This window comes from Streptomyces natalensis ATCC 27448, from assembly GCF_000935125.1.
Taxonomy (GTDB): Bacteria; Actinomycetota; Actinomycetes; order Streptomycetales; family Streptomycetaceae; genus Streptomyces; species Streptomyces natalensis.
On record NZ_JRKI01000023.1, the window covers coordinates 140,389 to 165,285 of the forward strand.

The window sequence follows — 24,897 nt, forward strand, 5'->3', positions numbered from 1 at the left end:
GTAGCGACCGTCCGGGGCGGAAACGCCGTAGGCGAACGCCTCGCCGGTATCTTCAACGCCCCTTGATTCACAGAGAAGTTGGGGCCTTTGGGTGGGTGCTTCAAGTGCTTCGGGCTCGCCTCTGTCTGCGTCGGGCGGACCCGCGCGATGGTGACCGGGGCTCCGGCTCTCAGAATTCCAGGGGAAGGGAGAGGGAGGACTCGTCGCCATACTTATAGGTGTTGCAACTCCCGGTGGTGTTACCCACGATCACACTGAGGTCCGCGCCCTCCTTGCGGCTGCCCCTGATCAGGATCTGCTTGGGTTCTCTGAACTTCGTCGTCTCGTACTGCCAGCTACCTCCGGACGGCTTGTAACCGAACGTTCCGTATTCGGACACGTACGAGTCGGTAGTGCTGCTGGCGGGGATCAACTGCCCTTGAATGACATACCCCGTCGGCCCGTCCGCCCAAGCAGTACCTTCGAACGACACATTGAATTTGGACTTCGTGAAGAACAGGGAAATTTTCTGAGGCGGCCCCCCAGGCGCAACATAGACAGTCTCCCCGAAGCTCATCTGGCCGCTGAGGCCGGTGTTCATCCCGATCAGGAACTCCACTTTCTCGTTCTTGGCGCGCCTTCCCCGGCCCTCGACCGGGATAACGTTCTCCTCCGCGCCCTCAGGGTAAAGCTCCAGGTCGGTGTGCCCGACGGACCTGCCGCTGTGCCCGAGAATCACCTTGTTCTTGAAACCCGTCGAGGACCGGTCAAGCATGCAGGTGGCTTTCACCGTGCCGGAGAACACGTAGCCTTCGGCCCCGTCCGGGTCCACCACCCCGTCGAAGGACGCCTTCGTCCGGTTACCCATGTGGAATTTCGCACTCACGTTCGCCATTTCCTGGCCCCTCTCGTCGAGTCGAACGAAGCGGCAGGTCATCAGGCCCCTTCGTGATCGAATCCAACGTAGGCAGCGAAGAACCGCAAGCCCGGCCCCCACAGGGGACTTGCCACTCAAACGGGCGTAACGATGCCCCTGGGTGCAGCACGCATCCCCCCTCTGCCGCGGGCCCGGTGAACTCCCGGCTGCACACCCGCCCGCAGCGTCTGACATGCACGAATCAGTAATAGGCCGAGATGGGTTCTCAAAGATGGGTCATGACCTGCTACTGGAGGAAGAGAGACACCTACTTATGCGGCGGGCGCCCAGTCCTCTGGGAGGCCGTACCCCCCTGCCCAGGTCTTGCCGTACACCTCAGCGTCCGTTCCGATGGGGACGCCGAACAGGTCCATCCGGACCGTCTCCGCTACCTCTTGCGCGATTGCAGCCGCCTCCGCCTTGGGGGCCGTGCCCAGAACTTCGTCATGCACCCAGAGGTTCAGATACCGGGTCAGGCCCTTGTCCTGAAGGTCGATGAGTGCCTGGCCCATCGTGTCGCGTGCCGTGGACTGGCAAAGGTAGGCCACGCCCTTGTAGAGGCGGTCCCGGTCCAGGACCAAGCGCCGGCCCGAGGGCGTACGGATCTCGCACCCGTTGCGCAGAGCGTGGGATTGGAGGCCGCGGGCCCACCGCTTCACGCCGGGATACGCCCGTGCGTAGCGCTGGAGGGTGTCCCTCATGACGTGCTCCGGCACGCCGGTCATCTTGGCCAGGGTGGCCGCTCCGCCTTGGTACGAGGTCCCCAGTCCAGCGATCTTGGCCAGGCTCCGTTGGTGTTTGGTGAACGCGCCTCCGAACATGAGCGTGGCGGTGAAGTCGTGGAGGTTCCGGCCGTCCCGGATGGCCTGGCACATGCGGGGCTCCTGGGACAGGGCGGCCAGGACCACCAGCTCCACGCTGGATTGGTCCACGCTGAAGTACACGTTGCCCGGCTCCGCGATCACGGACCGCCGGATCTCCCACCCCTTTGACGGGAGTTGCTGGAGCGGCGGGTCCGAGACGGACGCCCGGCCGGTCTTGGCCCCCAGGGTGTTGATCTTCGGGTGGATGCGGTCGTGCGCGTCGCGATTGTCGAGCATGGCCACGGCGTAGGACTTGCGCCACTTCGCGGCCCGCTTGGCACGGAGCACCGCGTCCGCCAGCGGGTTGGGTCGGCGGGTGCCGCGCGGCTGCCATTGGCCGTCGAGGTCCGCCAGGTCCAGCAACACCGCCTTGTCCACCTTCCACGCACCGGACGGGGTGCAGTCCACCAGCTCCTCCCCCATGCCCAACAGAGCCTCCGCCACCTGGGCTGTGGAGTTCAGGTTCTCCACGCCGTAGCGGGCCGCGCGCTCCACGTGGCGGTGGGCGTCCGCCGCCAAGCGGTCCACCAGACCCTCCGTGTACGGCACGTCCAGGAGCATCCCCCGCCGTTCCATGGCCGCACATATGGTCATGAGCTGGTGCTCGAACTCCACCAGGGTGTCCGGGATGCCATGGCGCTCCAGCTCGCGTTCCAGGTGGGGGCGGAGCCGGGCGGCCAGGAGCACGTCCAAACCGGCGTATCGCTGGTAGGTCTCATCCTGGTACGGGATGCCTGCCCAGCCGGTGGCCTTGGTCAGCCCAAGGCTGCGGAATACCGCCGTGAGGCCCGCTTGGGTGTCGGGCGCCGCCGGGTCCACGTACGAGGCGGACAGGGGTTTCAGGGAGATGCCCACACCACCCTCGTAGTCCTGTCTGCTGTCGCAGAGGTGGGCGAGGATCTTGGTGTCCCGTATGCGAGGCGCGACGGCCTCCAGCGGGGCCACGCCGTGGCGGTCCAAGACCAGGAGGTCATAGGCGGCGTTGTGGATCACCAGCTCCGGGCACCGGGTGACCACGGTCCGGGCCAGGTCGACGAAGGCCCCGCCCCGCTCGAACGGGACGACGAACGCCACGTCCCCCGTGCCGTACTGGACCGTTCGGAGCTGGTGTCCGGGGTTGAACGTGTCCAGTCCGCTGGTCTCCGTGTCGAGAGCGAGGGAACGTGGCTGGTGCGCACTCAGCCACTCCCGTGCCTCCCGAGCGTCGTCCGGTGTCTCCAGGGCGTGGATGGTCGTCACGTCCCCGGCGAAGGGGTGGCGGTAGGTCTTCACGTGGCGGGCTCCGTCACTGTCCGTCGGCCGCCGGCCCCACGCTCTGTGACATGCGAAAGGGGGCCGTCCCGACCGGGACGACCCCCAACACCGCACGCTTAGACCGCTGCTCTGGCCTGGCCGAATATGTCTGGGCTGCCTCCATCCACTGGGTTGCGTGACAGGGCCCGGCAGTCCGCCAGGTTGGCTATGACGCGAGTGCCGTTCACCTTGGCCTCCCGGACACCGGGGAACGTGCGCAGGGCGTCGTAGAACTTGTTGCGCATCATCGTGTGGCGGATCCCGGACTCCTCCGCCCACGACCGGTAGCGCTCCCAGGTCTCCGTCCTGGGCACGTGCGCACCCTCCTGGACCACAAACTCCTCCCCGATGAAGCCGCTAAGCGGGTGGCTGCTGTCGCGGTAGTGCGCGGTGGCCCGTTCCACCACGGCGGGGTAGTCCAGGCCCCGCCCACTCTCGTACTCCCGGAACCATTCGATGGCGCCGCGCACGGCCCACGCCGCGATGCCCTCGCGTTCCTGGTGAAGGGTGGCCTGGAGGTGGCGGTCCTCCCGTCCCCGGAAATCCTCGTTCCAAGGGACTACCCGAACGCGTTGCCATAGTGCGGCGTCCGTGGCATCCACGTCGGGGACGTAGTTGGTGTCCACTTGGACCAGGCACACCGGCCGGAACGTGATCTCCGACCGTGCGTATACGCCCCGGGCGGTGATGGTCTGATCTCCGGTGACGGCCTTCATCAGCGCTTGGTCCAAGGGCATGTTCGCGGGCCACTCGGAGGAGATCACCAGCCGTCGGCCCCGCAGGCCCACCACGTCGGCGCGCGGCCCGCCGTTCTCCCTGCGGCGCTGGAACAAGCTCGCATCCGCGCGCTTGGTCGCCTCCCGGAACACGTCCTCGATGGCGGCCGTGAACGTGGTCTTCCCGTTCGTGGTCGGACCGGTGTGCATGATGAACGCGCGCTCCACGCCGTACCCCGTGATGCCGTACCCGGTGAGCATTTGCAGGAAGGCCGGCATGGCTTCACAACCCGGGTGGCACTCCTTCAGGAAGCGTTCCCAGCGCGGGGCCTGGGCTGTCGGGTTGTAGTCCACGTCCACGTAGAAAGTGTTCGTGTCGGCCGGGTCGTGGGGCCGGGCCTGGCCGGTCCGGAGGTCCACCACAGCGTTCCGGAACGCCAGGAGGTCCGGGCGCGCGTCGAACTGGTCCACGGTGGCGTAGACGCCGGGGATGGACGTCAGCATGTCCACCATCCCCTTGACCTTGTTCGCCTGCTGGGAGTTGAGCACGTGCTTTGAAAGCTTCTCCGGTTCGTGGCCAGGCTCGTCCGCCATCTCCTTGACCACGCGCCGCACGTCCGCGTACAGGGCTTCCGTGGGCACTTGGGCCCAGCACCGGCCGCGCCACTTGAACACGCCCGCGCCTGGGACCATGCGGACGTGGCCGCCAAGCTGGCGGAACAGCCTTTCGGCGTTGCCCAGGTCCGTGAGCGGAAGGACTCCGGCCGTCTCCTCCTGGTCGTCGTCATTGAGAACGGGTTCCGGCTGCGCCTCGAAGTCCACGGCGTGGAGCGGGGCCCGCCGGACGGCTGCGTGGAGTTCGCCAGGGAAGGCTTCGGGGTCACGCTTTCGCCAGTCGGTGAGATCGTCCCCGGCGTGCGGGATCTCCAGTTTCCTGACCATGACTCCGGCCCGGACCAGAGCGTCCGCCAGAGCGTCGGTGAAGGCGGCCCCGGCGTTGTCCCGGTCACCGGCCAGAACCACGTCCCGGTCCCCCAGCCCCGCCGCCAGTTCTCCCACCAACGCCGCGTTGCGGGCCAGTCCCGCGCCCCGGACCATCACCACGTCATACCCGACAGCAAGGCCCGTAAGGCCGTCGCCAGGCCCTTCGGTAATCAGCACTGTGTCATAGCCGGAGTTGGCCCGTAGGACGCCGTACTTGGCCCATGCGGACCCGTCCGGGGAGACGATGGACAGCCACCGTGCCGGACAATGGCCGGTCAGGTCCCGGCCCTGGAGGCCGCGGGGCCTGCCGTTGAAGTCGCACAGCGGGACGGTCAAGCGGGGGTGACGCAGGTAGCCGGTGGAGCGGTAGGGGAACCGGTCGTCCAGTCCCGGGTAGTCCAGGCCCAAGCCGAGGTCCACCGCGCGCTCAGTGTCCAGTCCGAACCGATCGGCTACGTAGTCCCGGGCTTCGGGGTGCTCCGGGTCCAGGAACGCCACGTTCGTGGTGTCCACGTACTGGGCCAGAGCTGCCAGGGCGCCAGTGTCCAGGGCGCCGGGCACCGGCTTGTCCGACGCCTTCACCCCCGCCCCCGGGGTCCAGTCGAACAGGTCCGCCGGCCTCATCCCCAGTGCAGCCAGGATGGCGTCACGGGAGCATCCAGCCCAGCAGCGCATCAGGAGCCGCCCGTCCTCCTTCAGGCGGAAGAAGAGGGATGGCCGTTGGTCGTCGTGGACGGGACAGGGGACGCCGTACTCCCCGCGCTCCTCCACCACTTCCGGGAAGCGGGTCAGGAACTGTGCCAGGTCCTTCGTGCGCAACGTCTCTCCTCCAACGCAAAGCGGGCGTGTCCGGCCCCATGCACTGGGGTCCGTGACACGCCCGCGGATTGGGGGGTCAGTCGAGATTGCGAAGGGCGTCGAGGACGCGCCCGAATGTCACCAGGTCCATGACCGCGTACGCGTCGTCCACGCGGCGGCGCGGGGCCTTCACCACAGCCACGCCGTAGGGAAACCCGGCGTTGACGGCCTCCCTGTTGGCCTGGCGTACGTAGTCGGCCAGGCGGATTGACTTCTCTGCCTTGCACTCGATGACGAATGGTCGGGCGTGGAGGTCTCCTATGTCCTTGGCGCCGGTCTGGGCGGGCCGGGTGATGTTGTCCGGGTCGTGCGGGTCCTTCCACGGGTACGCGGCGTCCTTCCACTGGTCCACGTACTGGCCGAGGGCGGCGTTCAGGTAGTGCCGGACCGCCCGCTCCCATGCGGTCCCCTTCTGCTTGTTCGGGCTGCTCACTGGCGGCCTCGGAACCGGGCGCGCCGGACGGCCCGTACACCCACGAGGCCCACGGTTGCGGCCAGGAGGAACCAAAGCACGCGCCCCAGGATGAACAGGCCCAGGACGATGGCGACCAGGACCAGGATCACGTCAGACACCGGCCGGAACCTCCGCTGGGATCGTCACGGCGACGTGTTCGGCTGCCACCGTCTCCACGCGAAACGTGGAGCGCTTGACGAACCCCGATTCGTTGCCGGTGGGCTTCACCTTCAGCATGGGAATCGTGCGCCCCTTGTACTGCTCGGTGTACGTGCGCTGGACGGTGGCCTCCACCATTCGCACGCCGTTGCCCCGACGGGCCGCGTACACCAGGGTGTCCCCCTCCCGGATCTCCTGGCCCGTGAAGTCGTGTATGTGGCCACGCTTCGCCACGTGTCTCTCCTCTGTCGTTTCTTGGGAAGGGTGGTGCCGGGCCCAAACTGGTCCGGCCCCGCCGGTCACGCTGGGTTCACCGCCGGCCTAGCGGTGAGTGATCAGAACGGAACGGGGTCGGCGGCCTTGGTCCGGGAGGGGAGCGCCGCGTCCACGTCGGCCGGGACACTGCCGTGGACCTTCAGGACAGGCTTTCGGTAGCTCACGTCCACACCAGCCTTGGTGGTGAACTCCACCAGCTCCAGAGAGAGCGTGCAGAGCGCGGGGCCGCCGACGGCCTCCAGCTCCCGCCAGACTCCTTCCAGGGCCTTCATGAAGTCCCAGGAGCCCGTCAGGAGCTTGAACTTGCCCATCTCCGGGTCATCGGCCAGGCGAAATTCCACGCGCTGGTCAGGCTTCGGGCCGTGGCCCGCCTTGGCCACCGCCTTGCGCTCCTGGAGCGTCTGCGGGCAGCCGCACGGCTGGCCGTGGCGCGGGTCCTCGGAGTCCGTGAACTCCACGCCGTCGCAGGCGTGGATGGGCTTGCCGGTCATGCCGTAGAGAGCCATGCGGAACGACACTGCATCGGGGCCGTCCACGATGACCTTGACGGTGTCCGCATCGGTCAGCACCTCCAAGGAATCCTCCTTGGAGGTCTCCCACGACTGGGGCATGCCGCCGTACAGATTCGCCACGGTCTTGCCCACCTCAGGGTCGCCGGTTGTGATCCGCCAGGCAGACAGCCCCACAGGGCGGCCGTTGAGCTTCTGCCCGGCTCGGAACCGGCCGACGAAATCGGAGTTGTAGACCTTGGGGCGGGCGGAGGGGTCGTTGTCGAACACGCGGAGGGTGCGGGCCACTGTGCTGGCTCTCCTTGGGGAAGTACATGGAAAGAGGCAGCGAAAAGGCCCGGCGTATGGCCGCCGGGCCTCTCGCTGATTCCATGCACTGGGGGCCGTGACAGGCCCTGCCAAGCCAGTGCCGCATCGCGGAAGGGCCGAAAACACGCGGATGCGCGTGCGGGCGTAGCGGGCCACCATGGATGTGGCTCATCCGTGTGAGGAGAGGAGGCGCCCTGATGTCCATGCGCACAGAGATCCATCACGGCCGGTACGAGCACTACGACGGTGACGAGTAACGCGTCCGCTGCGACGTAGACCGATTCATGGGGCGTGTTCGGTCGAGAAACCTCCGTCGGGCACGCCCTACGCCGCGCGCCGCTGGGTGCCGGTCTCGGCCTCCCCGCCGGAGGCCACCGGGCGGCCGATAACGCCGCGCTTCAGCTCCCGCTCCCAGTCGAATACCGCCCTCAAGTGAAGGAAGACCTGGAACAGCTCCGGTGTGTGGGCGACGGGGACCAGCTTCCAGCCCTCGGGGCGGACATGGAGAACAGCCGCCGCATCAATGGTCGGCACAGGTGCGGATTCGCCCGTGTCGGCCCGGACGATGCGGCCCGCATTCGCGTAAGCGGAAAGCTGTAGAGCCACTTCCTCATGGACGCCGCTCCTGGTGGTCTTCCAGTCCAGGACCACCGTCTCCCCGCCAATGCGCGCGATGGCGTCAAACGACCCTGCGTAGTTGTGCTGGTCGCTCCAAACCGCATCCTCAAGGAACAGGAACTCCGGCTGAACCTCGTCCAGGAACGCGCGGAAGTGGTCGGCGTAGCTCCGGAGGTCCGGGTGGACGCGGGCCACGGCTTCCCCGCGCGCAAGACGCTCGAACACGTCATGTGCGTCCGAGCCAATGTCGGCCGCCTGCCGGGTGACTCGGCGGGGCGCACCCTTCAGATAGTCGATGGCGCCGGAGCGGTCGTTCACGGCCAAGCCGACCAGGGGGCCGATGTTGTCCACGGCCGCCGTGGCCACTTCCTTGGCGGCCCAGAACTGAAGGAAGCCCTTCGGGAGCATGGACAGGACAGAGGTCACGCCCGGCGCCTTGGCGCCCGTCTCGGGATCGACGTAGAACCGGCTTCCGGAACGCTGAATGGTGTTGAGGGCTGCCACGGGTCTCTCCGCTCGCTCACGGACCCGCCAAGGGGCCGCGCTCAGTTGCTTACGGCGGAATCCACTGGGGCCCGTGACAGCCCCCTCTCGGGTATGCGACAGCCCCGTTCCAATCCGGAACGGGGCCTGAAGTGAGCAGGTGTGGACGGCACTACTCGTCGAGGTACCAGGGCCAGTCCGATGGTTCCTGACCGCCCGACCCGTCGGGTATGTATCCGGCCAGGACGATGACAGGCTTGTTCCCGCCTAGGAGCCGTGTGGGGGTGTGCCTAACGTCGTGGGCATGGGTGGATACACGACGGAACCAACCGCGCTCACGGAGATCGGCACTGAGGTGCTGCCGTACGTACACCGATGGTCTGGTCCGCAAACCCCCCGGGTGGTGGTGCCCACGCCGATCTGCCGCATGGAGAACTTCCTCGGCGCAACCCACGCTGATGCGCTGCTCTCCCATGCCATCTCCCGGCAAGCGGACTTCACCGACGGGACCGTGATGGACCCGCTGACCGGACAGCTGTCACACAAAGACCGCAACTCGCTGGTGCTACCGGCCCACAGCACGGCCTTCCACCAGTACCTCTCCGACTGCCTGCCCCAGGTCATCGAAATGCTCGGCATGGACACCACGCCGTCCCAAGCGATCACAGCCCTGACCGCACACGGAACAGACAGCTACTTTGGCATCCACACCGATGCCACCAAGGTGCCCCACCCCGCCACAGCCGTATCAGCGATCTACTACCTGCACCGGCGCCCGCGCGGCTTCGACGGCGGGCAACTGCGCATCTACGACACCGCCGTACACGACGGTCGTGCCGGCCGCGCCGACACCTGCACGGTGATCGAACCCGACCACGACACGATCGTCTTCTTTCCCGCCAGCGCCTTCCACGAGGTGATGGTCTCCCGCTGCCCCTCCGGTCAGTTCGCCGACCATCGCTTCACCCTCACCAGCTGGATCTCCGCACCCACTACAGCCCCCGAACCGCAGACCGCCAGTCAGGCCCTGCGCTGGATGGCGCGGGCGGCGGAACACACGCGCCCACTGCCAGGCGTCGGGCGAAACCATCACGGGGCCATCGCCGCTCCTCTCCCACCACAAACTGCCGCACGGCCGACTGTTTGACCGTCTGTTTAACCGGTCGGACACGCCTTAGCGCCCGGTGCCGTCCCCCGCCGATTCCTGCGGTACGTAGGCCGGGTTGTACTTCGCCGCCACCTTCCGGGAGGCGCCCTCGCCAAGGAAGAGGATCACCAGGAACGTAATCGCGTCCACGGCTTGGTCATTGACGGCCACGTCAGCCACGGCGGGGATGTAGTGGCCCACTAGGACCAGGACCGCGCCCAGGGCCGTGCGGACCCGGACCGGGTTGTCCCGGATGGCATGGCGGATGAGGTCGAACATTCAGTCTCCCAACTTGTCGATCAAAGCGCGGACGCTGGCCTGGAGGTCGGCCACCGTTCCGCCGTTACGGAGCACGTGGTCCGGCGTGATGCCGTCCAGCTCCGTTTCCGAGTCGTGTTCACCGGCCTGTCCCGCCAGGCCCGCCCCTGGCCGCTCCACGCGAACGACCACGGCCCCCTCGGCCCGGAGGGCGGTCAGCTCGTTGGCGTATCGCACGTCCGTGACGATGCACGGCAGGTTCCATTCCGTCCCCTGGCGGACCTGGGCCTGAACGGGTCGGACCCAGAAGTCCGGGTCTCGGTCCCGGATGGCTTGGCCGTACTCCTGGAGGAGTCGCCGGACCTCGGGTAGCGCCTTGGCCCCTTCCCATCCGCCGTGGTCCTCCAGGGCGTCCACCAGGTGGTAGTCCTCGTAGCAACAGCACGAATGCACCAGGGGGTTAAGGCGGGTGAGTGCTGCCTTCAGCTCGTCGGCGAACGCCAGACGGGTGTAGGCGGCGTGCCGGCCGAATTCGGAGGCCGCGGTGTCCTTGCCGGACCGGGCTTTGCCGATGAGTGCGATGTGGGGAGGGGACAGGGGTCCTCCAGGCGTTGCGCGCCCTGGGGCGCGGGGTGTTTGTCGTTGTGCACTGGGGGTCGTTACACGGCGCCTGTGGCCTTCAGGGCTGCCGCGATCAGGGTTCCGGCGGAGGTGAGGGCCGCCACGGGCAGGGCGTAGCGCCACCGCTCCAGGCCCCGGAGTCGGGTTTCGTGGTCGGTCAGGGTCTGGGTCACTGCTTCGTGGGTCTGGGACAGGCTCCGTACATCGCCCCGCAGCGCCACCAGCTCGTCATAGATTTCGCGGGCTCCGATGGTGACGCCGCCCAGCTCGTCACGCTGGCTCACGTCTGTCTCATCCCTTCACGGTGAACCCGTGCTTTGTGCTCAGGAGGCGGAGCGACGCGATTCCGGGGATGCCGTCCGGCGGGCCGCCGACGCGGGCCCGCTTCTGCCAGTTCGCGTACGCGATGCGCGTCATGGATCCGAACGCGCCATCGCACCAACGGCTGTCCAACAGGCCCTCCGCCTTCAACGCCGCCTCCACATGCCGCACGTCGGCCGGGTAGGTGGTGCCGCCCTGGCTCAGGCCGGGGTCACGGACGGCCGCCGCGCGGATGTGGGACAGGGACACCATCGGCTTGGACTTGGCCGGGGGCTTGGCGCCCTTGTCCGGGATGCTGATCTTGTCGCCGGGGTGGATCAGGTCCTGGTTCTTGATCTGGGGGTTGATCGCCAGAAGGGCCGCGAGGGACACCCCAGCGGAGGCCGCGATCTTGCCGAGGGTCTGGCCGGCCTTCACCGTCACGGTCTTGGCCTTGCCCGAACCGGAGTGGGAGCCGCCCGTGGTGGGGCCGGAGGCTGTCGCCTTGTAGGTGAACCCGGCCTTCCCCTTCAGGGCCGGGTCCGCCGTCGTCACGCCCTCCGCATAGCGAGGGAGGCCGTAGCCATGAACATACGCGTCGCGGCGCCTGCGGCGCTTGAGGTACACGCCGTCTCCCTCGGCGCTCCCGTTGGCGTTGGTGTTGCCCTCCACGGTCGTGATGTACGTGGAGTCGTAGGCCACGACGATGCCCGTGTGGGAGTTCGCCGACCGCCCATAGATCACCTGGGCGCCGATGGCCGGGTATGTCGAGTACCGGCCCTTGGACTTGAACCAGTCGCAGGCCGTCCACACGGACGCTGTCACCGGGAAGAGAGAGGCCACCTCGGCCTCCCGCGCGCACCAGCTCACGAACGTGGCGCACCATGCCTGATTCTGGGACCACTCCAGGCCCGGCACAGCCGGGCTGTAGCGCTGATGGTTGTTCCAGTGGCCACCGCTGAATCCTTCGCGGTAGCCGATTTCTCCGCGCGCTATGCGGATCACGTCTGCGGCCTTGCCCAAGCCGTCCTCCTTGTTGTGCTGCATGGAACCCCGGCCGACCGGCCCGGGGCGAATGGGTGAGCTGTTTCCTCCGCCTGCCTGACGGAAGGTAACCGGTTACCTGCGCTGGGTAAGCTGAACTGCGGTGCAATCTGAGATCGTCAGGAGGAGTTGACATGAGTCAAAAGCAGCCCGGGAACGAGGGACTGGTCACCATCCCGGCAACCGAGGTCAGTAAGCAGGACCTCGGCACGTTGTCTTTGGAGTACCGGGACGGTGTGCCGGTGCTGAAGCTGAGCGAGGGGACGGCAGCCCCCGCTCACCTCGCCGTTGTGGACAGTTCAGGGAACACGGTTGCGTCCTATACGGCGACCATGGCCCCCAAGAAGAGGTCCGATTTTGACAACTACGTCGCCTTGGGCGACTCCTTCGCCGCAGGCCCAACGATCGACATCAATCGGGCCTGAAATTGGCTGCCTTGGCCTGCTGCTGACTCAAACGCTCCTCAGGCCAGGCAGTTCCCTTGGCTGGAGCTTTGAGATGCCCCGCCAGTAGTGTCCGGCGGGTCCTGCGGCTCGGAAATGTTGGCCGGTAGGCGCCGTGCGAGCTGGGTAGCGATGCGGCGCAACCGCCCAGACGAGGAGGACACGATGGAGAAGGCTGATCTTTACGCGTTGGACCTCTCGCGCGTGAGGTGGGAGAAGTCGTCCTTCAGCGAAGGATTGGACAACTGCGTCGAGGTGGCGCAGCTGCCTGGTGGCGCGGTCGCGGTGCGCGACTCCAAGAACCCCCACCGTAAGGCGCTGCGCTTCACAGCAGCCGAATGGTCCGCGTTCCGCAGCGGCATCGAAGCAGGTGAACTGCCGGGCTGAGCGCCCCAGTCACCACGAACGCCGACGGGCTCAGTGCCAGATGGTCGGCACCGGACCCGTCGGACAGCGCCTACGATGCGACGCCGCACATGCGCTGAACGCACGCCCACACGGTAGACGACGTCTTGGCGCGTGCCTGGAGCTTGATTTCCGGGTGCTGCCCGAACTCGTAATTGGGGATCTTGAACGTGGCCTGGATCGGCTTGTTGTGGGTCCCGGAGGCCATGACCTGGCCATCCACCGTGATGCGCATATCTCCGCCGTTGCCGTTTCCCACAGCTTGGGCGAACACCTCCAAGCGCGGGTGTTGGGCCTCTGGCCATGCCACCTGGAGGTCCGTCCAGGACGTGGAGCTGGTGGACGGCCAGTTGGTGGGCTGGGCCGGGCTCATGGGGATGGGCAGGTGAGGGCGGGCCAGGCCCCCGGCCACCACGTCCTCTGAGAGGAGTTCGTGGCCCTGGGCGTCCTTGATGCGGAACGCTTGGGCCTGTCCCCCGGTGGTGGTGCCGTTCCAGACCGAAAGGGCCACGCTGCCGTCCCGGCGCCGGACGACCAGGGCATGTTCCCCTGCGATGGGCCCGACCTCGCCCACGCGGAAGGTTTCCGCGCCGCCCGGCTGCTTGACGGACAGGCCGCCGCCCTCGCCGATCTTCACGTCTCCGTGCATGATCTGGTTGAGTGCCGGCCGACGGTTGGCCGCTGTCGTCAGGGCGCGCAACTCCTGTTCCAGGCGCCGGAGTCGGTCGTTGATGTCCTGAGGGATGGTCGCCACTATGCAGCCTCCAAGTACAGCTCCACGGATTCCTGCTGTCCGCGCTGGGCCGGGGTCACGTGCAGCCCCACCACGCGGTAGTCCGCGTCCAGGCCATCGGAGAACCAGGTGTCCCGGATGCGCAGGCGAACGGCGGAGCCGATGAGCGCGGGCGTCACCTGTCCGTCCAGCCGGGTCCGGATGGACGGGATGACCACGGGGTCCTTGGCGCGGGCCAGGTCCGCCTTCGCGTGCTCGTTGAGCGTGGTCAGCTTCTCCACGGTGTTGTAGTCGCTGGAGCCGTCCAGCCGGGGCCATCCGGCTTTCAGCTTCTCCGGGTAGGACCAGAGCGTGGACATGATCGGGTTGGACTGATCCGCCTGGTTCTGGTTGTCGGTGGCGCCACGGCTCTGCCAGGTGTTGGCCATGCCGGTGGCGTCCTGGGGCCAGGAGTAGTTCAGGACGTTGCCCGGGTAGGTCAGCATGACCGGCGCGGCCCCTGCCGTGATCGTGGGGTATCCGAGCTGGAGCCGCTTCACGCGCTCCCCGGTCGCCGCCTCACGGTAGACCTGGACCCGCCACTCAAAGCCGTTCTCGACTGCCGCCAGGCGGTCCAAGGCCTCCCGGACCCGGGTGGCGTCGAACCGCGAATAGGTGCGGTCCCGCCGCACGCCGGACGTCTTGCTGTAGTCGATGCGGATGCCAATGTCTCCGCCTTCTTGGTCCGTGGCGTACGTGGCCAGGTCCCGGGCGATGTCGAACTGGTCCATCTGCTGGGCCTCCAGGGTGTCCCGGAGGATGGCGTGGTCCCAGAAGGAGTCAAAGGTGGCCGCTTGGATGGCTACCGTTACGGCGCCTCTGTCGTCCACGGCCGGGGTCATGGTCCATACGATTCCGCCCCACCACAGGTCAGGGCCGCGCTCCACCCACAGGGCGGTGCGACCGGGAACCACTGCCTTCTTCACGCGGGCGGCTATCTCCGCGTCCGGTACCGGGATCGTGCCGGACAGGGCGCCGGTCTTGCCTATGTAGTCGTCGAACGTGACGCCTTGGACGGGGAGCTGGTCCAGGGTCTGGTCTGTGCGCAGGTCCGCGAACAGAAACCGGTACTGCGACAGGACGTTTAGCTCCTTTAGAGAATGTAGGTGGGCGTGATGCGGATGACGTTGCCCTTGGTGAGGGTTCCGTTGGGGGCCCAGGTGCGGATCACGACCGTGCCGCTGGGGCTGATGCGGCATCCGCCGTCGGCGTAGCCGTCGCACGCGATGGCCTCCACGTCGCGGGCGGGGCGGAACCCGGGCGGGATGGTGACGATCGTTTCGTCGGCGATGTTGCCGGAGCTGTTCGCCGTGATGGGCGCCCCGGTCCGCTCGACTTCAAGGAAGAGGTGGACCAGGCCGCAGGTCTTCTTGGCCTCGAACGCCAAGACCTTCCAGCCGGATTGCACGGCGGAGTAGGCCGTGGACTTCTCGACCTGGGCCGTGAACCGCTGGTCGGTCGCCAGGGTCTTGGCGCCTTTCCGGTACAGGCTCACGTCTCCCAGCTCTAGGCGGCCGGAGTAGCCGAGGCGGACGACCGGCTCCCAGTCGGTGCCGTTGGAGCGCTCCAGGACGCCGCCGTAGTCGCGCCACTGTCCGGCGTAGGACGCGGGGGTGTTGCCCACCGCGATGCCGCCGACGGCCACCGCGTAGTCCCGGCGGTCAGCCACGCCCGTGGACCAGTTGATCCCGCCCGTGCCGGAGGATGCCCCGGCCGGGACGGTCACCTCCCACAGGACCACAGCGGCCCCGGTGACCGTCGGCGCCGTGGGCGCGGCGGCCGGGTCGCCCTGGACCACCTCCAGGACGGCCTTCTCCTCCCCCGACGAGTCGTAGGGGTCGTCATAGACCCGCAGCGCCACCACGTCGATACGCGGGAACTGCGCGTCCCCCGGAGTGAACGTCACCGACTCCGGGGCAGTAATCGCCACCGGATAGGCGCCCTGGGGGCCGCTGCCCTGGATGACGGCGCGGCCCACGCCCACGGTGGCCTCCATCTCCCCGGCGGACACCAGGGCGAACGGGCTGCCACCGGGGACCACTCCGGAGCGCGCCGACAGCTCCCCAGCGGGCGCGAACGTCCCGATCGGGACCACGCGGGTGTCCTCGCGGGTCTGGCCCCCACCGTCCGGTCCTCGAGTAACGAGCCATCCACTACGAACCGTCACAGCCGGCCCACCTCTCTGCTACCAAAATGCGTGGCGCCACCGGACCGTCACCGATGCGCGCGGGTCGTACGCGGCCATGTCCGCGCGAAATGCCATGGGGGTGGAGCCGGGTTCGACGGTGAATGCCTCCTCCGGCACGGAGGCCCGGGTGGCCGTGTAGAGGCGAGAGGCCGCACCGTTGAGGACGACCGTTCCGGCAGCACAGTCCACGGTGAGCGTGTCGCGCTCCGCCAACGTGATGTCGTACTCCAGCACCAGGCCGCTATGCGTCTGCACCAGGGATGGGCGGACGACCGGGCCCCGGAACTCCACGACGGGATGGGCCGGGGCGTCCCCGGCGTTCACGACGTTGAGGGTGCCGGCGGACCCGGCGTGCCCCCAATCCAGAGGCCATTCCAGACCGCCGCCCCAGTCCAGGCCGGGTTCCCCCTCCGGGAGTCCGACCCGGGCCCGGCTCTCCCTGACGGAGTAGCGGCGCGGGTCGGAGCACTCCCACACCAGGGAACCGGAGGGCTCCCCCTTGGTGTACTGGCGGTCCGCAGGGAGAAGGCGACGGATGACGCGCCCGCGCATCATCCGCCGGGCTCCGGCGAGTTGGACCACCAGCTCCCGTTCCTCCTGCCCCAGCGCGGTGGCCGCTCGGAGCTGGTTCAAGATGCCGGGGAAGTCGTCCGGGTCGTCCGGGAGAATGGAGAAATCCCACTGGAGGACGCGGGAGCCGGCCAGCATCTGGCCGAGCCATACGCCGTGTTGTCCCGGCATGGCCACGTTGGCCACATCGGCGTCCGGGAGGTCATCCCAGCCAGTCAGCCGCTCGCCGACGAACGGTGTCTCTTCCCCCAACAGCAGGTTGCTGTATTGGATTTGGCCGTCCTGAGTTATCAGGCGGTCGGCCGTCCGCAGATGCGGCGCCAAACTACCCCCTTGCCTTCATGCGCCACTCCAGTTCGCGCGCCACCTGCCCGGGGGTGAGGTGACCGGCGTTGAAGTTCTCGATGGTGAGCGCCATGGATCCGGTGCCGCGCGATGCGGGCGAAACGTGTTCTGACTGGACCTGGATGCGGGCCTGCTCGCCGACCATGGCCGGAAGGTCTCCGGTGATCCCGCCCAACTGCCGCTTGAGCGCGGGCACCTGGTCCTGAATGCCGCGCATGAACCCCTTCAGCAACAGGCGGCCGTTCGGGGTCAGGATGCGGGCGTCCAGCTCCGCCGGGCCCTTCCAGTCCGGGAGCATGGACGTGATGCTGGACAGCTTGTCCCGCAGGCTGCCGATCATGGACGTGATGCCGTTGATGAAGCCGCGGATCAGGCTCGCGCCCGCGTTCCAGAGGGTGGAGCCGAGGTTGCCCAGGGCGTCCCGCGCACGGCCGGGTAGGCCGCGGATGAACCCGACGGCCGAACTGATCCCGCTGGAGATCTTGGATCCCATGGAGGACATGGCCGACCGGGCCGCGCTGGCCACATTGGAGCCCATCGACTTCACGTAGGACCAGGCCCGCGAGCCCATATCGCCGAAGTAGCCGACCACGGCGGAGACTCCGGAGGACACGATGGAGCCGATCTTGGAGAAGATGGACCCGAAGAACGAAGCCAGCCCGGACAAAGCGGACTTGGCGGCGGTGAGCGCTCCGGAAAAGTCCCCGCGAAAGAGCGCCACGATGGCCTTGATCGCTGGCACCACGATGCCGGTGATGTACTTCGCGGCCAGCGAGGCGAGCACGCCCGCGATCTTGCCGACGATGCCGATCGCAGCGGTGATCACGGGCATGAGGGCGCGGAAGGCGCCCGCCAGGAGCGTGCCGACGGCCTCGATCAGCGGGCCGCAGGCGGCCAGGAGTTGGCCGAGGGCAGACCCGATGGTGGCCAGGGCGGGGGCCAGGGCGCTGACCAGTTGCCCGACCAATTGCCCCAAAATCGGGGCAAGTTTGGCTACAACGGCCAGGATGGGGCCGACGATCGCCGGGAGCTGCGCCAGGGCCGGCTTTAGGGCCGTGAGCAGCGCAGACGCGACCTGAGCGACCAGGCCACCGACGATCTTCAGGGTGGGGCCCAGGGCGCCCGCCAGTTGGACCGCGAGCTGGGCCGCGATCGGCAGGATGGCGGCCAGGGCCTGGGAGGCGACCTTGACGACGGGGGCCAGCCCGGCGCCCAAACTCTGAGCGAGCTGGACGAACGCCGGAGTCAAGGTCCGGACCGCGCTCTGAACCGGCCCAGACAACGTTGTCACCAACGTGTGGACCAGAGGCAGGGCGGCCTTCAAGGCGGCCCCCAGAACCTGGGAGACAGCCTTGCCGACCGCCGAGACGGTCTCGAACAGGGCCCGGAACGTCTCCTGGGCCTCGGGGGTCGCGGTGACCTTGGCTGCCGTAGCGGCCAGTTCCGAAAGAACCTGGAGCGCGCCGCCCCCGGCGTCGGCCGCCGCGCCCAGGACGTTGCCCAGGGTCTTGCCGACGTTGGCCAGCACCCCGCCGAAGGTGCGGGCCACTCCCACAGCCGCCTCTATGGACGACTGCATGGCGCCGGACTTGAACGACGCGTCCCACTTGGCCCGGAGGCGGTCCAGGCCCTGGCCAATGGAGCCCGTCATCCGGTCGAATGTGGGCGCCGCCGCCGCGCCGAGCTGGACCAGGCCCTGAAGGACCGTCCCCGGTAGGCCCTTCATGTTCTGAAGGCCCCGGGTTGCGCCGCTCAGCGCCTTGCCCAGCGTGCCGTCCTGGGCCAGGGTCCGCGCTGTGCCGGCCGCGTCCTTGGCCATGGAGTTGAGCGCGGACGCGGTACCGGTGAGCTGGGTTTTCAGAACCGGGAGAACGGAGTTCGCCGTCCGGGTGAGCGTGTCGCCCAGGTCCCGGAAAAGCGTCCCCTGGACGGAACGTTTCACCTCGTCCCAGGCAGGCGCCAGCGCCTTGGCCTGGGTGACGAAACCCTGTGCAGCGGGGGCCAGATTGGCCATCGCGTCCGCGTCGCCCGACAAGGCATCGGAGACGCCGGACATGCCGATCTTGAGCGCGACACCGGCCGATGCCAGGGCCAGGACGGCCGGGGCCGCGACTCCGGCCGCCGGGGCCATGGCCGCGATGGACGACGCCAGGCCCGCCACGGCCGGGACGCTGGAGGCCATCGTGGCGAGCTTCCCGACGGACCCCGCCAGGGACAGGACCTTTCGAGCGGCGCCGCCCGAGCCGTCCCCCAGAGAGGTCACGTCCCGAGCCAGGTTGGCCAGCCGGTCCCGGTCCACGTCCACGCGGGCCGGGATGGTCAGCGGGGGCGTGATGTGTGCCAGCTCCCGACGGAGCCGGGCTATCTCGCGTTCGTTGACCTCCAGGCGGACACCGAGAGCGGCGTTCGCGCCCTGGAGACGACCGCGGAGTCGGTCGCGAAACTCGGACAGGTCCGGATCGACATTGACGCGGACCCGGGCCCGCACGCGGGCGAGTTGGGTATTCAGCCGCTCCCGGAACCCTGTCAGGTCCGGGACAGCCTGGACCTGAACGCGGGCTCGCCGCTCGACGCGGTCTAGGTACCGCTGGAGACTGGTGGCGAAATTCGATGTGTCGGGAAGGACGCGGATCGCCAGCCGCCCGGCCTCGCGGCCTCCGGGCCCAGCCATGGACTACCCCCTGGGTGCAATGGGCTTGGCCAAGGGGTGGTTGGACAGGTCAAGGCGTGGGCGCTCGTGCTTGTCCGCCTTGACCTGTGGAACGTTGACGGGTGTGGGTTCCCGCTTGAGTCGTCCGCCGGAGACGCGGACGTTGTTGGCGTCGGCGAACCTCACGGCGTTGACGAGCTGGGCCAGGAGGTGGGTTTGGACCGTCCACCCCCGGTGTTCGGGACCGCCCGCCAGCGATGCGGCCAGGGCGGAATCCGGTGGTAGGTGCTCAGACAACTGCCAGGCCCGACGGGGCGTGAGGGTGCCCCTCCACACGTCGGCCAGGTCCAGGCCGTAGTAGCGCTGGAGGTCTGCCCGCAGCGCCCCGCCGTGCCCCTCGGTGATCAGCTGTCCGAGCGCGGAGCTTCCCCCACCTGGGTCTCCTCCTGCCAGGCGCCAACAGTTCGGACGAACACGGCCAGCGGCCAGTCCGCCATCTCCGCCTTCAGCGCGGCGGGGTCGTCGGCCACCAGGAGGAGAAGGTCCCGGATCTGTGGGACCAGTTCCTCCAGGTCCTCCGCGCCGGTCTCACCGAAGCGCGCGAGGATGTCCCGGGCGGCCTTCAGGCCGTCGTCCGGAAGCATGAGGATGTTGCGGAGCTGCACGGACTCACCGGCCCGTGTCTCCAGCTCCAGGCCCGCGTACTCCGCCGCAGCCTCCGCCATCATCTCCGTGCAAGAAAGTGCCAAGGTGTGTTCCCCAAAGTTGTTGGTGGTGCGGTCCGTTGGGAATGCAGGCCCTCCCACCCGGGGGACCGTCCGGGCGGAAGGCGGTCACGGAGCGCTCAGCCAGCGCTCTACGCAACGTGAGGGCGCTACTCGCCTCCGCCGCCCTGTACGGGCGGCGCCTCCGGTGCGGCGATCTGGGCCCATTCGCCGATGGCGTTGCCGATCAGGCTGGAGCCCAGGAACGTGCCCTTGATCGGGAAGGACACGAAGTCATCCGCCGCAAGGCCCACGGCGTCCGAGCCCAGGAGGGAGACACGCGGATGCCACAGCGGCAGGTAGTTGGCGCCGTCCACCAGGACAACCAACAGGGCCTTGGTCTGCGGCCGGGGCTGGGCAGGGATACGGAACGACTTGTCCGCCTGGACGGCCGCGGGGCCCGCTCCGAAATAGAGCTGGTACGTCAGGGCCGTGGCCTGGATGGACTTGATGGTGACGGAGTACGTCACGTCCGGCGTGGTCGCCCGCAGCTTCACGTTCTGCCACGATCCCTTGACTTCGGGGTCGTCACCGTCCCGGCCGAACTCCGGCAGGTCGTCAAGGCTGGTGTGGCCGATGGACTCCCAGCCGTTCCCCGGGGCCAGTGGGTCCTTGATATCGGTCGGCTTGGCCGTGTCCGGGTCGGCGATGTAGATGTAACCGCCTGCCGCGACGAACGCGGCATCGTCAATCAGGGCCAAAGGGGCCGCCTCCAGGGTGCGTCAGATGGGCCGCGCGGTCACGCGGTAGGTGGCCTGGAACCGGAAGAGATCCGGTCCGGCCGTGGGTTCTCCGGTCCGGATCTCCGCCGGGCCGGTCACGTCTTCAAAGCGGCTCAAGTAGCCGTCAGGGCCCTGCCACTGCTTCAGGCACGCGTCCGCCAGGACCACGCGCGCAACGCGGGCCAGGCGGGATGCTTCCCGCCGGTCCGTGGCCGCCGCCTGCACGTCGATCAGGGCCACGTCGATGCCGAGGGGATTGGAGGAGCCGCCCGGCACCCGGCGGGCCACCACCAGGGGGAGCCGGTCGGTCCAGTCCTCGGGCCAGGCCACCCGGATCGTGGCGCCGCTCAGGCCGTCGCGGAAGGCGTCCACCACCAGGGCGTCCACATCGGGGAGTACCGGCCTCATAGGCCGGCCTCAATCGCGTGAATGCCAGGCACCCATCGGCCGTTGGGCGCCAGGTGGCCGTAGTTGATGGCGAAAACCGCCGGGTCCTCCAGGGTGACCGTGGAGTCCGTCCGGTTGGTGCGGACCCTGGTGTGGGCAGCCAAGGCTCCGGAGTGCCGGTGCGCCTCGACCACCGCCCGCACGCGGTCCGCCCGGTGCTCCAGTTCGTCCGCCACGGCGTCCCGGACGCCGGGCATGTGCGCCACGATGCTGTCCAGGTTGGGCTTCACCTCTGCCACGTCATCCCCGCTTCCGGATCGTCGCCACGTCGTGTGCCAGGCGCCGGGAGCCGCCGAAGTGCTGGGGTTCACCGACCACGGCCCAGATGTGTCCGGCCCACTCGACGCGGGACCAGGGCCCGGCCGGGAAGGCGCGGGCGTACACGCGGTACTCGGTGCCAGTCAGATATCCCGGCTCTCCGCTTTCGTCGCTGGTGGCCGGGAGGACGCGGGCCCGGAGCATCACCGGTTGGCCGGGGCCCGGTTTGGTGCCGCCGTACCCGTCGTCCACGGGCACGGTCGGGAACACGGTCACGATGTCCGGGCCAGAGTCCAGGAGGCTCACAGCGAACCCCCCAAGGACTCCACGGGCACCGCGAACACCCCGGACGCGCCAACGGCCGCGCGGATCAACCGGGCTTCACCATCGGTGAGGCCGGCGCCCACAGGCAGTGATGCCGGAAGCTGGTACTGGTAGGCGCCTTGCAGCTCCGACCGGTACCCCTCCGGGTTCCTCACCCGTCGCTCCGCAGCCGCCAGCGTGACCGCTACCGCGATGGCCGGGGCCTCGGCCGGGTCGGGCCAGGCATCTCCATACGCCCGCACGGTGGTGGAGGCGTCCGATAGAGCCGCCTCCGCCTGCGCCCGCTCCTCCCCAACCAGGGAGCGCCCCAGACGCTGTTCCAGGGCCGCCACGTCCGCAAGGGGCTCCATGAAGACCCCTACTTGTCGGTCGGGGGCTTCGTCGCGGTCGGCATGTCCAGCTTCACCGCGCGCACCAGGCGCTTGGCCGGGTTCTTGCCTCCGCCCACCGGGTCCGTCATGACGTTGTACCCGGCGTAGACGTTCAGGATGGAGCGGTCCCGCAGCTTTGCCGCGTCGTAGTCGCGCACCCACCGCATGGCCAGACCGTTGTACGACTGCGAGGAACCCGAAGTGACACCGGCCGGGATGGCCGGAGCACGGGTCGCCAGGACGAACGCGGACGGGATGAAGCCATACGCGGCGCGCGGGTTGATCGCATTGGACACCACCAGGTCGAACCCGGCCAGGCGGCCGATGGTCGCGGCACGGAGCGCCGAGTCCGAACCGGACTGGGACACGTCCGCGATGCGGTTGGACTTCAGTAGGGCGGTTTCCACGTCCGCGCCGATCAGGAGGGTACGGCCCTCCTGGGGAACGTTCGCCTTGTTCAGGACCGCGCGGGCATCAATGAGGCCCTTCCACGGGTCCGCCTCGTCCAGCGTGACCGTGCTGCTGTAGGTGGCGGTCTCAATCATGTTCGCCACGCCAGTATCAATCGCCTTGGCGACGGCGTTGACCTGGGGCTGGAGGACCTGAGACGCGAAGTCCCGGATATCCAGCGTCAGTTCCTCGTCCGTGATCGCCACGGCGCTGTAGATGTCCTTGTTCAGCGTGACGGTGGTGGAGTCCTCCGCCAGCTCGTCCAGGACGATGTCCGAGGACCGGTCGTTGCGCCACTCGTACTCGCGGGCCTCAAGCTGGGCCGGAATCCGAATGGTCACGGTGTCGTTCTTGGCGCCGGTGAAATCGAACCCGCCGTTGGTCCACACCAGACGCGACAGGACCATTTCCCGCTCAAGAAGACCCAGCGCGGTCGCCGCGATCTTCTCGGACTTCAGAAAGCTGTTAGCCATGTGCTCCGCTCAAAGCAGGGGCCCTGGGTCAGCACACGCGGCATATCCATGGGCCCTTGGATGGTGAAACCCCTTGAATTTGCCGCCACTTAAACTTTGGCGGGCGTCCGCCCTCCGACATGAACGCCAGCTCCGCAGCCCCCGCGGGCCTCCACTCCGCGCCCTCATCGGGGCGCCCCCGGTCCTGATGCGCCTACCCAGCCCCGGACCCTACGCCCGACCCACAAGGACGTAAAGCCTCGTATGCCAGGTTTATGCTGACGGAGCCAGATTCAAGATGAAATGCCATGGAGATAGGCAATAACACATCATCAAATTGGGGAACTCTGGCACCAGTGACACTCATTTGACATTCACTTCACAGGACTGATGGTGTTGATCACGACCAAAGTCCGCTCATGTGCGGATACCCATTCGCGTAAAGCAGGGGGAATTTCTTGTTCACTCGCCGCAGCTTGAGGGCCGCCGCATCTGCCGTAACTCTTGCCGTAACGCTGGGCATCGCCGCGCCCGCTGCCGTTGCCGCCGATCAGCCAGTCTCGCGGGTAAGTGCGTCATCCGAGGCCAAGGCACTGGCCCAAAATCCTCTGGGTGCGTCCATCAAGAAGCTTGATCCGTATGTCACTTCCAGCCCCGAGGGTTGGAAGCTCGACGCTCCTGCGAACGCATTCTCGCAGATACCGGCGGCTGATCTTCAGAAGCTGAAGAGTCAGATCGACAAGATGAATGGCTACGTCAAGGACGGAAAGATTCCGGCGCCGCAGACGGCTTCCGGGTCCAGCGCCGCTCAAGCGAAGTCCGCGATGAGTTCGTCCGGCAAGCACGGCTACGTCAAAATGCACTGGTACGGCGTTGAATTCGGGATGGACAAGTACCTGATCGGCAAGCTTTCAGGCGGGATCGGCGCTGTGGGTGGCGTTTCCGGCCTGGCGGCGGCCATGGGAGCGACTGGGCCGGCGGCTCCGGTTGTCGGGGCGGTCGCCGGATTGTTGGTTGCCCAGATGTACGTCTGCCAGCATGAAAATGGTTGGTCGATCCTGTACGCGGTGGGGGTTCCTCCGTACGGCGCCGTGGTTTGCAACCCGTTCGGATGAGCAGGAGTGACGTCATGAAGCAGTCGCAGAAGATCCTCATGGCGAGGGGCGCACTCGCAGCCCTGTCTGTCGCAACGATTGCGGCGGCGGTCCTGCTCTTCGTACGTCCGCAGTCCAGCGCCGCACCAACCATCGCGCTATTGGCGGTGACGGTCGCGCTGACCGCCGCATCGCGCTCCGCTGGCTGGCTTGGGTCGTCTTCACGTCGGAACGGCAACTCCGCGTGACAAGCTCGTCAACGCCGTCCGCAATTCAATGAGCAAATGACGGTCCCGGGCCGCCGCATGCATGTGTCGGCCCGGGACTTTCTTAGCTCGCCTTACCGGCGAGCGCGGGGAATGCTGGCCGCCAGCTCTCCCGGATCGTTGGAGACCGACTTGGCCGACGGGTCCAGGCCGCCACGGCCCACTCCCCCGCCACGGCCGTGGAACAGCTTCGCCAGCGCCTTGGCGTCTGCCTCGCGGGCGTCGTCATCCGCGCCGGAGATCCGGGCCGCCAGAGCATCCGGCAGGCTGTACCGGCGGGCCAGACGCTCCCGGTGGAGGTCCGTTTCCAGCTCCGCCGCCCGGTCGGCCACGGCCTGGTACTCCTCCGGGGTCTTGGCCGCCTTCAGGGCCTCTGCCGTCTCCCGGGCCTTGGTGCGGTACTTCGCTGCCTCTGCCCGTACTGCCTTCAGCTCCGTACGGAGGCCGTCGCCGTCCAGCTCCTGGCCCTCGTCCTCCGCCTCCGGTGGCTGCGCCTGGACTGGGGCCTCCTGGCCATCGTCGTCGCCAGTCGGAACATGTTCCGACTGGGAGTCGGTCGGGGTCGAGGTGGGATTCTCCGCCATGTGGT

31 protein-coding genes are annotated in these 24,897 nt (G+C 67.9%); 5 read left to right on the forward strand and 26 right to left on the reverse strand.

The window, feature by feature from the left end:
* Positions 1 to 169: 169 nt before the first annotated feature.
* The 8 genes from SNA_RS38295 to SNA_RS14500 all read right to left on the reverse strand — a co-directional run bounded on the left by SNA_RS38295 (position 170) and on the right by SNA_RS14500 (position 8,438).
* A complete protein-coding gene (locus SNA_RS38295; protein WP_051877389.1) occupies positions 170 to 916 on the reverse strand; it encodes a hypothetical protein in 747 nt (248 codons plus the stop codon).
* A 251-nt stretch (positions 917 to 1,167) separates the two neighbouring features.
* Entirely contained in the window at positions 1,168 to 3,030 is a 1,863-nt protein-coding gene (locus tag SNA_RS14475; RefSeq protein ID WP_044365325.1) for a DNA polymerase, read from the reverse strand.
* A gap of 98 nt (positions 3,031 to 3,128) precedes the next feature.
* Positions 3,129 to 5,570, reverse strand: a complete 2,442-nt coding sequence (locus SNA_RS14480; protein ID WP_030067908.1) for a phage/plasmid primase, P4 family — start codon at positions 5,568 to 5,570, stop codon at positions 3,129 to 3,131.
* A gap of 76 nt (positions 5,571 to 5,646) precedes the next feature.
* The gene (locus tag SNA_RS14485) at positions 5,647 to 6,042 is read right to left on the reverse strand and encodes a hypothetical protein (RefSeq protein ID WP_051877390.1); all 396 of its coding nucleotides are present in this window, start codon (positions 6,040 to 6,042) and stop codon (positions 5,647 to 5,649) included.
* Complete coding sequence (locus SNA_RS42265; RefSeq protein WP_157879916.1) at positions 6,039 to 6,182, reverse strand: hypothetical protein; 144 nt, start codon at positions 6,180 to 6,182, stop codon at positions 6,039 to 6,041. Before SNA_RS42265 ends, SNA_RS14485 begins: the two co-directional genes overlap by 4 nt.
* Complete coding sequence (locus SNA_RS14490; RefSeq protein WP_030067910.1) at positions 6,175 to 6,456, reverse strand: hypothetical protein; 282 nt, start codon at positions 6,454 to 6,456, stop codon at positions 6,175 to 6,177. The genes SNA_RS42265 and SNA_RS14490 overlap by 8 nt, the downstream gene beginning before the upstream one ends.
* A gap of 101 nt (positions 6,457 to 6,557) precedes the next feature.
* Complete coding sequence (locus tag SNA_RS14495) at positions 6,558 to 7,295, reverse strand: recombination directionality factor (protein ID WP_030067911.1); 738 nt, start codon at positions 7,293 to 7,295, stop codon at positions 6,558 to 6,560.
* Between the two features lie 345 nt (positions 7,296 to 7,640).
* Positions 7,641 to 8,438 (reverse strand): PD-(D/E)XK nuclease family protein, encoded by a 798-nt coding sequence (locus SNA_RS14500; protein WP_030067912.1) that lies wholly within the window; start codon positions 8,436 to 8,438, stop codon positions 7,641 to 7,643.
* Positions 8,439 to 8,721: 283 nt separating this feature from the next.
* On the opposite strand from SNA_RS14500, the gene SNA_RS14505 reads away from it, so the two are divergent.
* A complete protein-coding gene (locus tag SNA_RS14505; RefSeq protein WP_030067913.1) occupies positions 8,722 to 9,564 on the forward strand; it encodes a 2OG-Fe(II) oxygenase in 843 nt (280 codons plus the stop codon).
* A 27-nt stretch (positions 9,565 to 9,591) separates the two neighbouring features.
* Here the strand turns inward: SNA_RS14505 and SNA_RS14510 are convergent, their stop codons facing one another.
* The 4 genes from SNA_RS14510 to SNA_RS14525 all read right to left on the reverse strand — a co-directional run bounded on the left by SNA_RS14510 (position 9,592) and on the right by SNA_RS14525 (position 11,766).
* Entirely contained in the window at positions 9,592 to 9,843 is a 252-nt protein-coding gene (locus tag SNA_RS14510) for a hypothetical protein (protein WP_030067914.1), read from the reverse strand.
* Entirely contained in the window at positions 9,844 to 10,275 is a 432-nt protein-coding gene (locus tag SNA_RS14515; RefSeq protein WP_052808914.1) for a deoxynucleotide monophosphate kinase family protein, read from the reverse strand.
* 206 nt (positions 10,276 to 10,481) lie between these two features.
* Positions 10,482 to 10,727 (reverse strand): hypothetical protein, encoded by a 246-nt coding sequence (locus tag SNA_RS14520; RefSeq protein WP_030067916.1) that lies wholly within the window; start codon positions 10,725 to 10,727, stop codon positions 10,482 to 10,484.
* A gap of 7 nt (positions 10,728 to 10,734) precedes the next feature.
* Positions 10,735 to 11,766, reverse strand: coding sequence for a LysM peptidoglycan-binding domain-containing protein (locus tag SNA_RS14525; protein WP_030067917.1), 1,032 nt, complete (start codon positions 11,764 to 11,766; stop codon positions 10,735 to 10,737).
* 155 nt (positions 11,767 to 11,921) lie between these two features.
* Between SNA_RS14525 and SNA_RS14530 the strand changes: the two genes are divergently transcribed.
* A complete protein-coding gene (locus SNA_RS14530; protein WP_030067918.1) occupies positions 11,922 to 12,212 on the forward strand; it encodes a hypothetical protein in 291 nt (96 codons plus the stop codon).
* A gap of 183 nt (positions 12,213 to 12,395) precedes the next feature.
* A complete protein-coding gene (locus SNA_RS14535) occupies positions 12,396 to 12,617 on the forward strand; it encodes a DUF397 domain-containing protein (RefSeq protein WP_030067919.1) in 222 nt (73 codons plus the stop codon).
* A 70-nt stretch (positions 12,618 to 12,687) separates the two neighbouring features.
* Here SNA_RS14535 and SNA_RS14540 read toward each other — a convergent pair whose 3' ends face one another.
* From SNA_RS14540 to SNA_RS14605, 13 genes are all read right to left on the reverse strand, one after another.
* A complete protein-coding gene (locus SNA_RS14540; RefSeq protein WP_030067920.1) occupies positions 12,688 to 13,389 on the reverse strand; it encodes a hypothetical protein in 702 nt (233 codons plus the stop codon).
* Complete coding sequence (locus SNA_RS14545; RefSeq protein ID WP_241779648.1) at positions 13,389 to 14,606, reverse strand: hypothetical protein; 1,218 nt, start codon at positions 14,604 to 14,606, stop codon at positions 13,389 to 13,391. Before SNA_RS14545 ends, SNA_RS14540 begins: the two co-directional genes overlap by 1 nt.
* Positions 14,501 to 15,502: a hypothetical protein gene (locus tag SNA_RS14550; protein ID WP_051877392.1), complete on the reverse strand. Its 1,002-nt coding sequence runs from the start codon at positions 15,500 to 15,502 to the stop codon at positions 14,501 to 14,503. The genes SNA_RS14545 and SNA_RS14550 overlap by 106 nt, the downstream gene beginning before the upstream one ends.
* Before the next feature lie 90 nt (positions 15,503 to 15,592).
* On the reverse strand, positions 15,593 to 16,489 hold the full coding sequence (locus tag SNA_RS14555; RefSeq protein WP_030067923.1) for a phage distal tail protein: 897 nt from the start codon (positions 16,487 to 16,489) through the stop codon (positions 15,593 to 15,595).
* Position 16,490: 1 nt separating this feature from the next.
* Complete coding sequence (locus SNA_RS14560) at positions 16,491 to 19,181, reverse strand: phage tail protein (RefSeq protein WP_030067924.1); 2,691 nt, start codon at positions 19,179 to 19,181, stop codon at positions 16,491 to 16,493.
* 3 nt (positions 19,182 to 19,184) lie between these two features.
* Positions 19,185 to 19,457, reverse strand: coding sequence for a hypothetical protein (locus tag SNA_RS43510; RefSeq protein WP_157879917.1), 273 nt, complete (start codon positions 19,455 to 19,457; stop codon positions 19,185 to 19,187).
* A gap of 107 nt (positions 19,458 to 19,564) precedes the next feature.
* Positions 19,565 to 19,909 (reverse strand): phage tail assembly protein, encoded by a 345-nt coding sequence (locus SNA_RS14575; protein WP_241779649.1) that lies wholly within the window; start codon positions 19,907 to 19,909, stop codon positions 19,565 to 19,567.
* Between the two features lie 125 nt (positions 19,910 to 20,034).
* Positions 20,035 to 20,625, reverse strand: a complete 591-nt coding sequence (locus SNA_RS14580) for a phage tail tube protein (RefSeq protein ID WP_030067926.1) — start codon at positions 20,623 to 20,625, stop codon at positions 20,035 to 20,037.
* A 21-nt stretch (positions 20,626 to 20,646) separates the two neighbouring features.
* On the reverse strand, positions 20,647 to 21,054 hold the full coding sequence (locus tag SNA_RS14585; protein ID WP_030067927.1) for a phage tail termination protein: 408 nt from the start codon (positions 21,052 to 21,054) through the stop codon (positions 20,647 to 20,649).
* Positions 21,051 to 21,332 (reverse strand): DUF5403 family protein, encoded by a 282-nt coding sequence (locus SNA_RS14590; protein WP_030067928.1) that lies wholly within the window; start codon positions 21,330 to 21,332, stop codon positions 21,051 to 21,053. The genes SNA_RS14585 and SNA_RS14590 overlap by 4 nt, the downstream gene beginning before the upstream one ends.
* A gap of 1 nt (position 21,333) precedes the next feature.
* Positions 21,334 to 21,657 (reverse strand): hypothetical protein, encoded by a 324-nt coding sequence (locus SNA_RS14595; protein WP_030067929.1) that lies wholly within the window; start codon positions 21,655 to 21,657, stop codon positions 21,334 to 21,336.
* Positions 21,654 to 22,025 (reverse strand): hypothetical protein, encoded by a 372-nt coding sequence (locus SNA_RS14600; protein WP_030067930.1) that lies wholly within the window; start codon positions 22,023 to 22,025, stop codon positions 21,654 to 21,656. The genes SNA_RS14595 and SNA_RS14600 overlap by 4 nt, the downstream gene beginning before the upstream one ends.
* Positions 22,026 to 22,033: 8 nt before the next feature.
* Positions 22,034 to 22,969, reverse strand: coding sequence for a phage major capsid protein (locus SNA_RS14605; protein WP_030067931.1), 936 nt, complete (start codon positions 22,967 to 22,969; stop codon positions 22,034 to 22,036).
* A gap of 437 nt (positions 22,970 to 23,406) precedes the next feature.
* Here SNA_RS14605 and SNA_RS42275 point away from each other — a divergent pair, with 437 nt between their 5' ends.
* The gene (locus tag SNA_RS42275; RefSeq protein WP_157879918.1) at positions 23,407 to 24,063 is read left to right on the forward strand and encodes a hypothetical protein; all 657 of its coding nucleotides are present in this window, start codon (positions 23,407 to 23,409) and stop codon (positions 24,061 to 24,063) included.
* Between the two features lie 14 nt (positions 24,064 to 24,077).
* Positions 24,078 to 24,290, forward strand: a complete 213-nt coding sequence (locus tag SNA_RS14615) for a hypothetical protein (RefSeq protein WP_044365330.1) — start codon at positions 24,078 to 24,080, stop codon at positions 24,288 to 24,290.
* A gap of 92 nt (positions 24,291 to 24,382) precedes the next feature.
* Here the strand turns inward: SNA_RS14615 and SNA_RS14620 are convergent, their stop codons facing one another.
* The gene (locus tag SNA_RS14620; protein ID WP_052808915.1) at positions 24,383 to 24,892 is read right to left on the reverse strand and encodes a hypothetical protein; all 510 of its coding nucleotides are present in this window, start codon (positions 24,890 to 24,892) and stop codon (positions 24,383 to 24,385) included.
* Positions 24,893 to 24,897: the final 5 nt, after the last annotated feature.

Excerpts from the sequence above, each read along its gene's own strand:
- SNA_RS38295 (WP_051877389.1), bottom strand. The coding sequence starts at position 916 with ATGACCTGCCGCTTCGTTCGACTCGACGAGAGGGGCCAGGAAATGGCG.
- SNA_RS14505 (WP_030067913.1), top strand. The coding sequence starts at position 8,722 with ATGGGTGGATACACGACGGAACCAACCGCGCTCACGGAGATCGGCACT.
- SNA_RS14510 (WP_030067914.1), bottom strand. The coding sequence starts at position 9,843 with ATGTTCGACCTCATCCGCCATGCCATCCGGGACAACCCGGTCCGGGTC.
- SNA_RS14530 (WP_030067918.1), top strand. The coding sequence starts at position 11,922 with ATGAGTCAAAAGCAGCCCGGGAACGAGGGACTGGTCACCATCCCGGCA.
- SNA_RS14535 (WP_030067919.1), top strand. The coding sequence starts at position 12,396 with ATGGAGAAGGCTGATCTTTACGCGTTGGACCTCTCGCGCGTGAGGTGG.
- SNA_RS14545 (WP_241779648.1), bottom strand. The coding sequence starts at position 14,606 with ATGCCGCATCAGCCCCAGCGGCACGGTCGTGATCCGCACCTGGGCCCC.
- SNA_RS14560 (WP_030067924.1), bottom strand. The coding sequence starts at position 19,181 with ATGGCTGGGCCCGGAGGCCGCGAGGCCGGGCGGCTGGCGATCCGCGTC.
- SNA_RS14585 (WP_030067927.1), bottom strand. The coding sequence starts at position 21,054 with ATGAGGCCGGTACTCCCCGATGTGGACGCCCTGGTGGTGGACGCCTTC.
- SNA_RS14600 (WP_030067930.1), bottom strand. The coding sequence starts at position 22,025 with ATGGAGCCCCTTGCGGACGTGGCGGCCCTGGAACAGCGTCTGGGGCGC.
- SNA_RS14605 (WP_030067931.1), bottom strand. The coding sequence starts at position 22,969 with ATGGCTAACAGCTTTCTGAAGTCCGAGAAGATCGCGGCGACCGCGCTG.
- SNA_RS14615 (WP_044365330.1), top strand. The coding sequence starts at position 24,078 with ATGAAGCAGTCGCAGAAGATCCTCATGGCGAGGGGCGCACTCGCAGCC.
- SNA_RS14620 (WP_052808915.1), bottom strand. The coding sequence starts at position 24,892 with ATGGCGGAGAATCCCACCTCGACCCCGACCGACTCCCAGTCGGAACAT.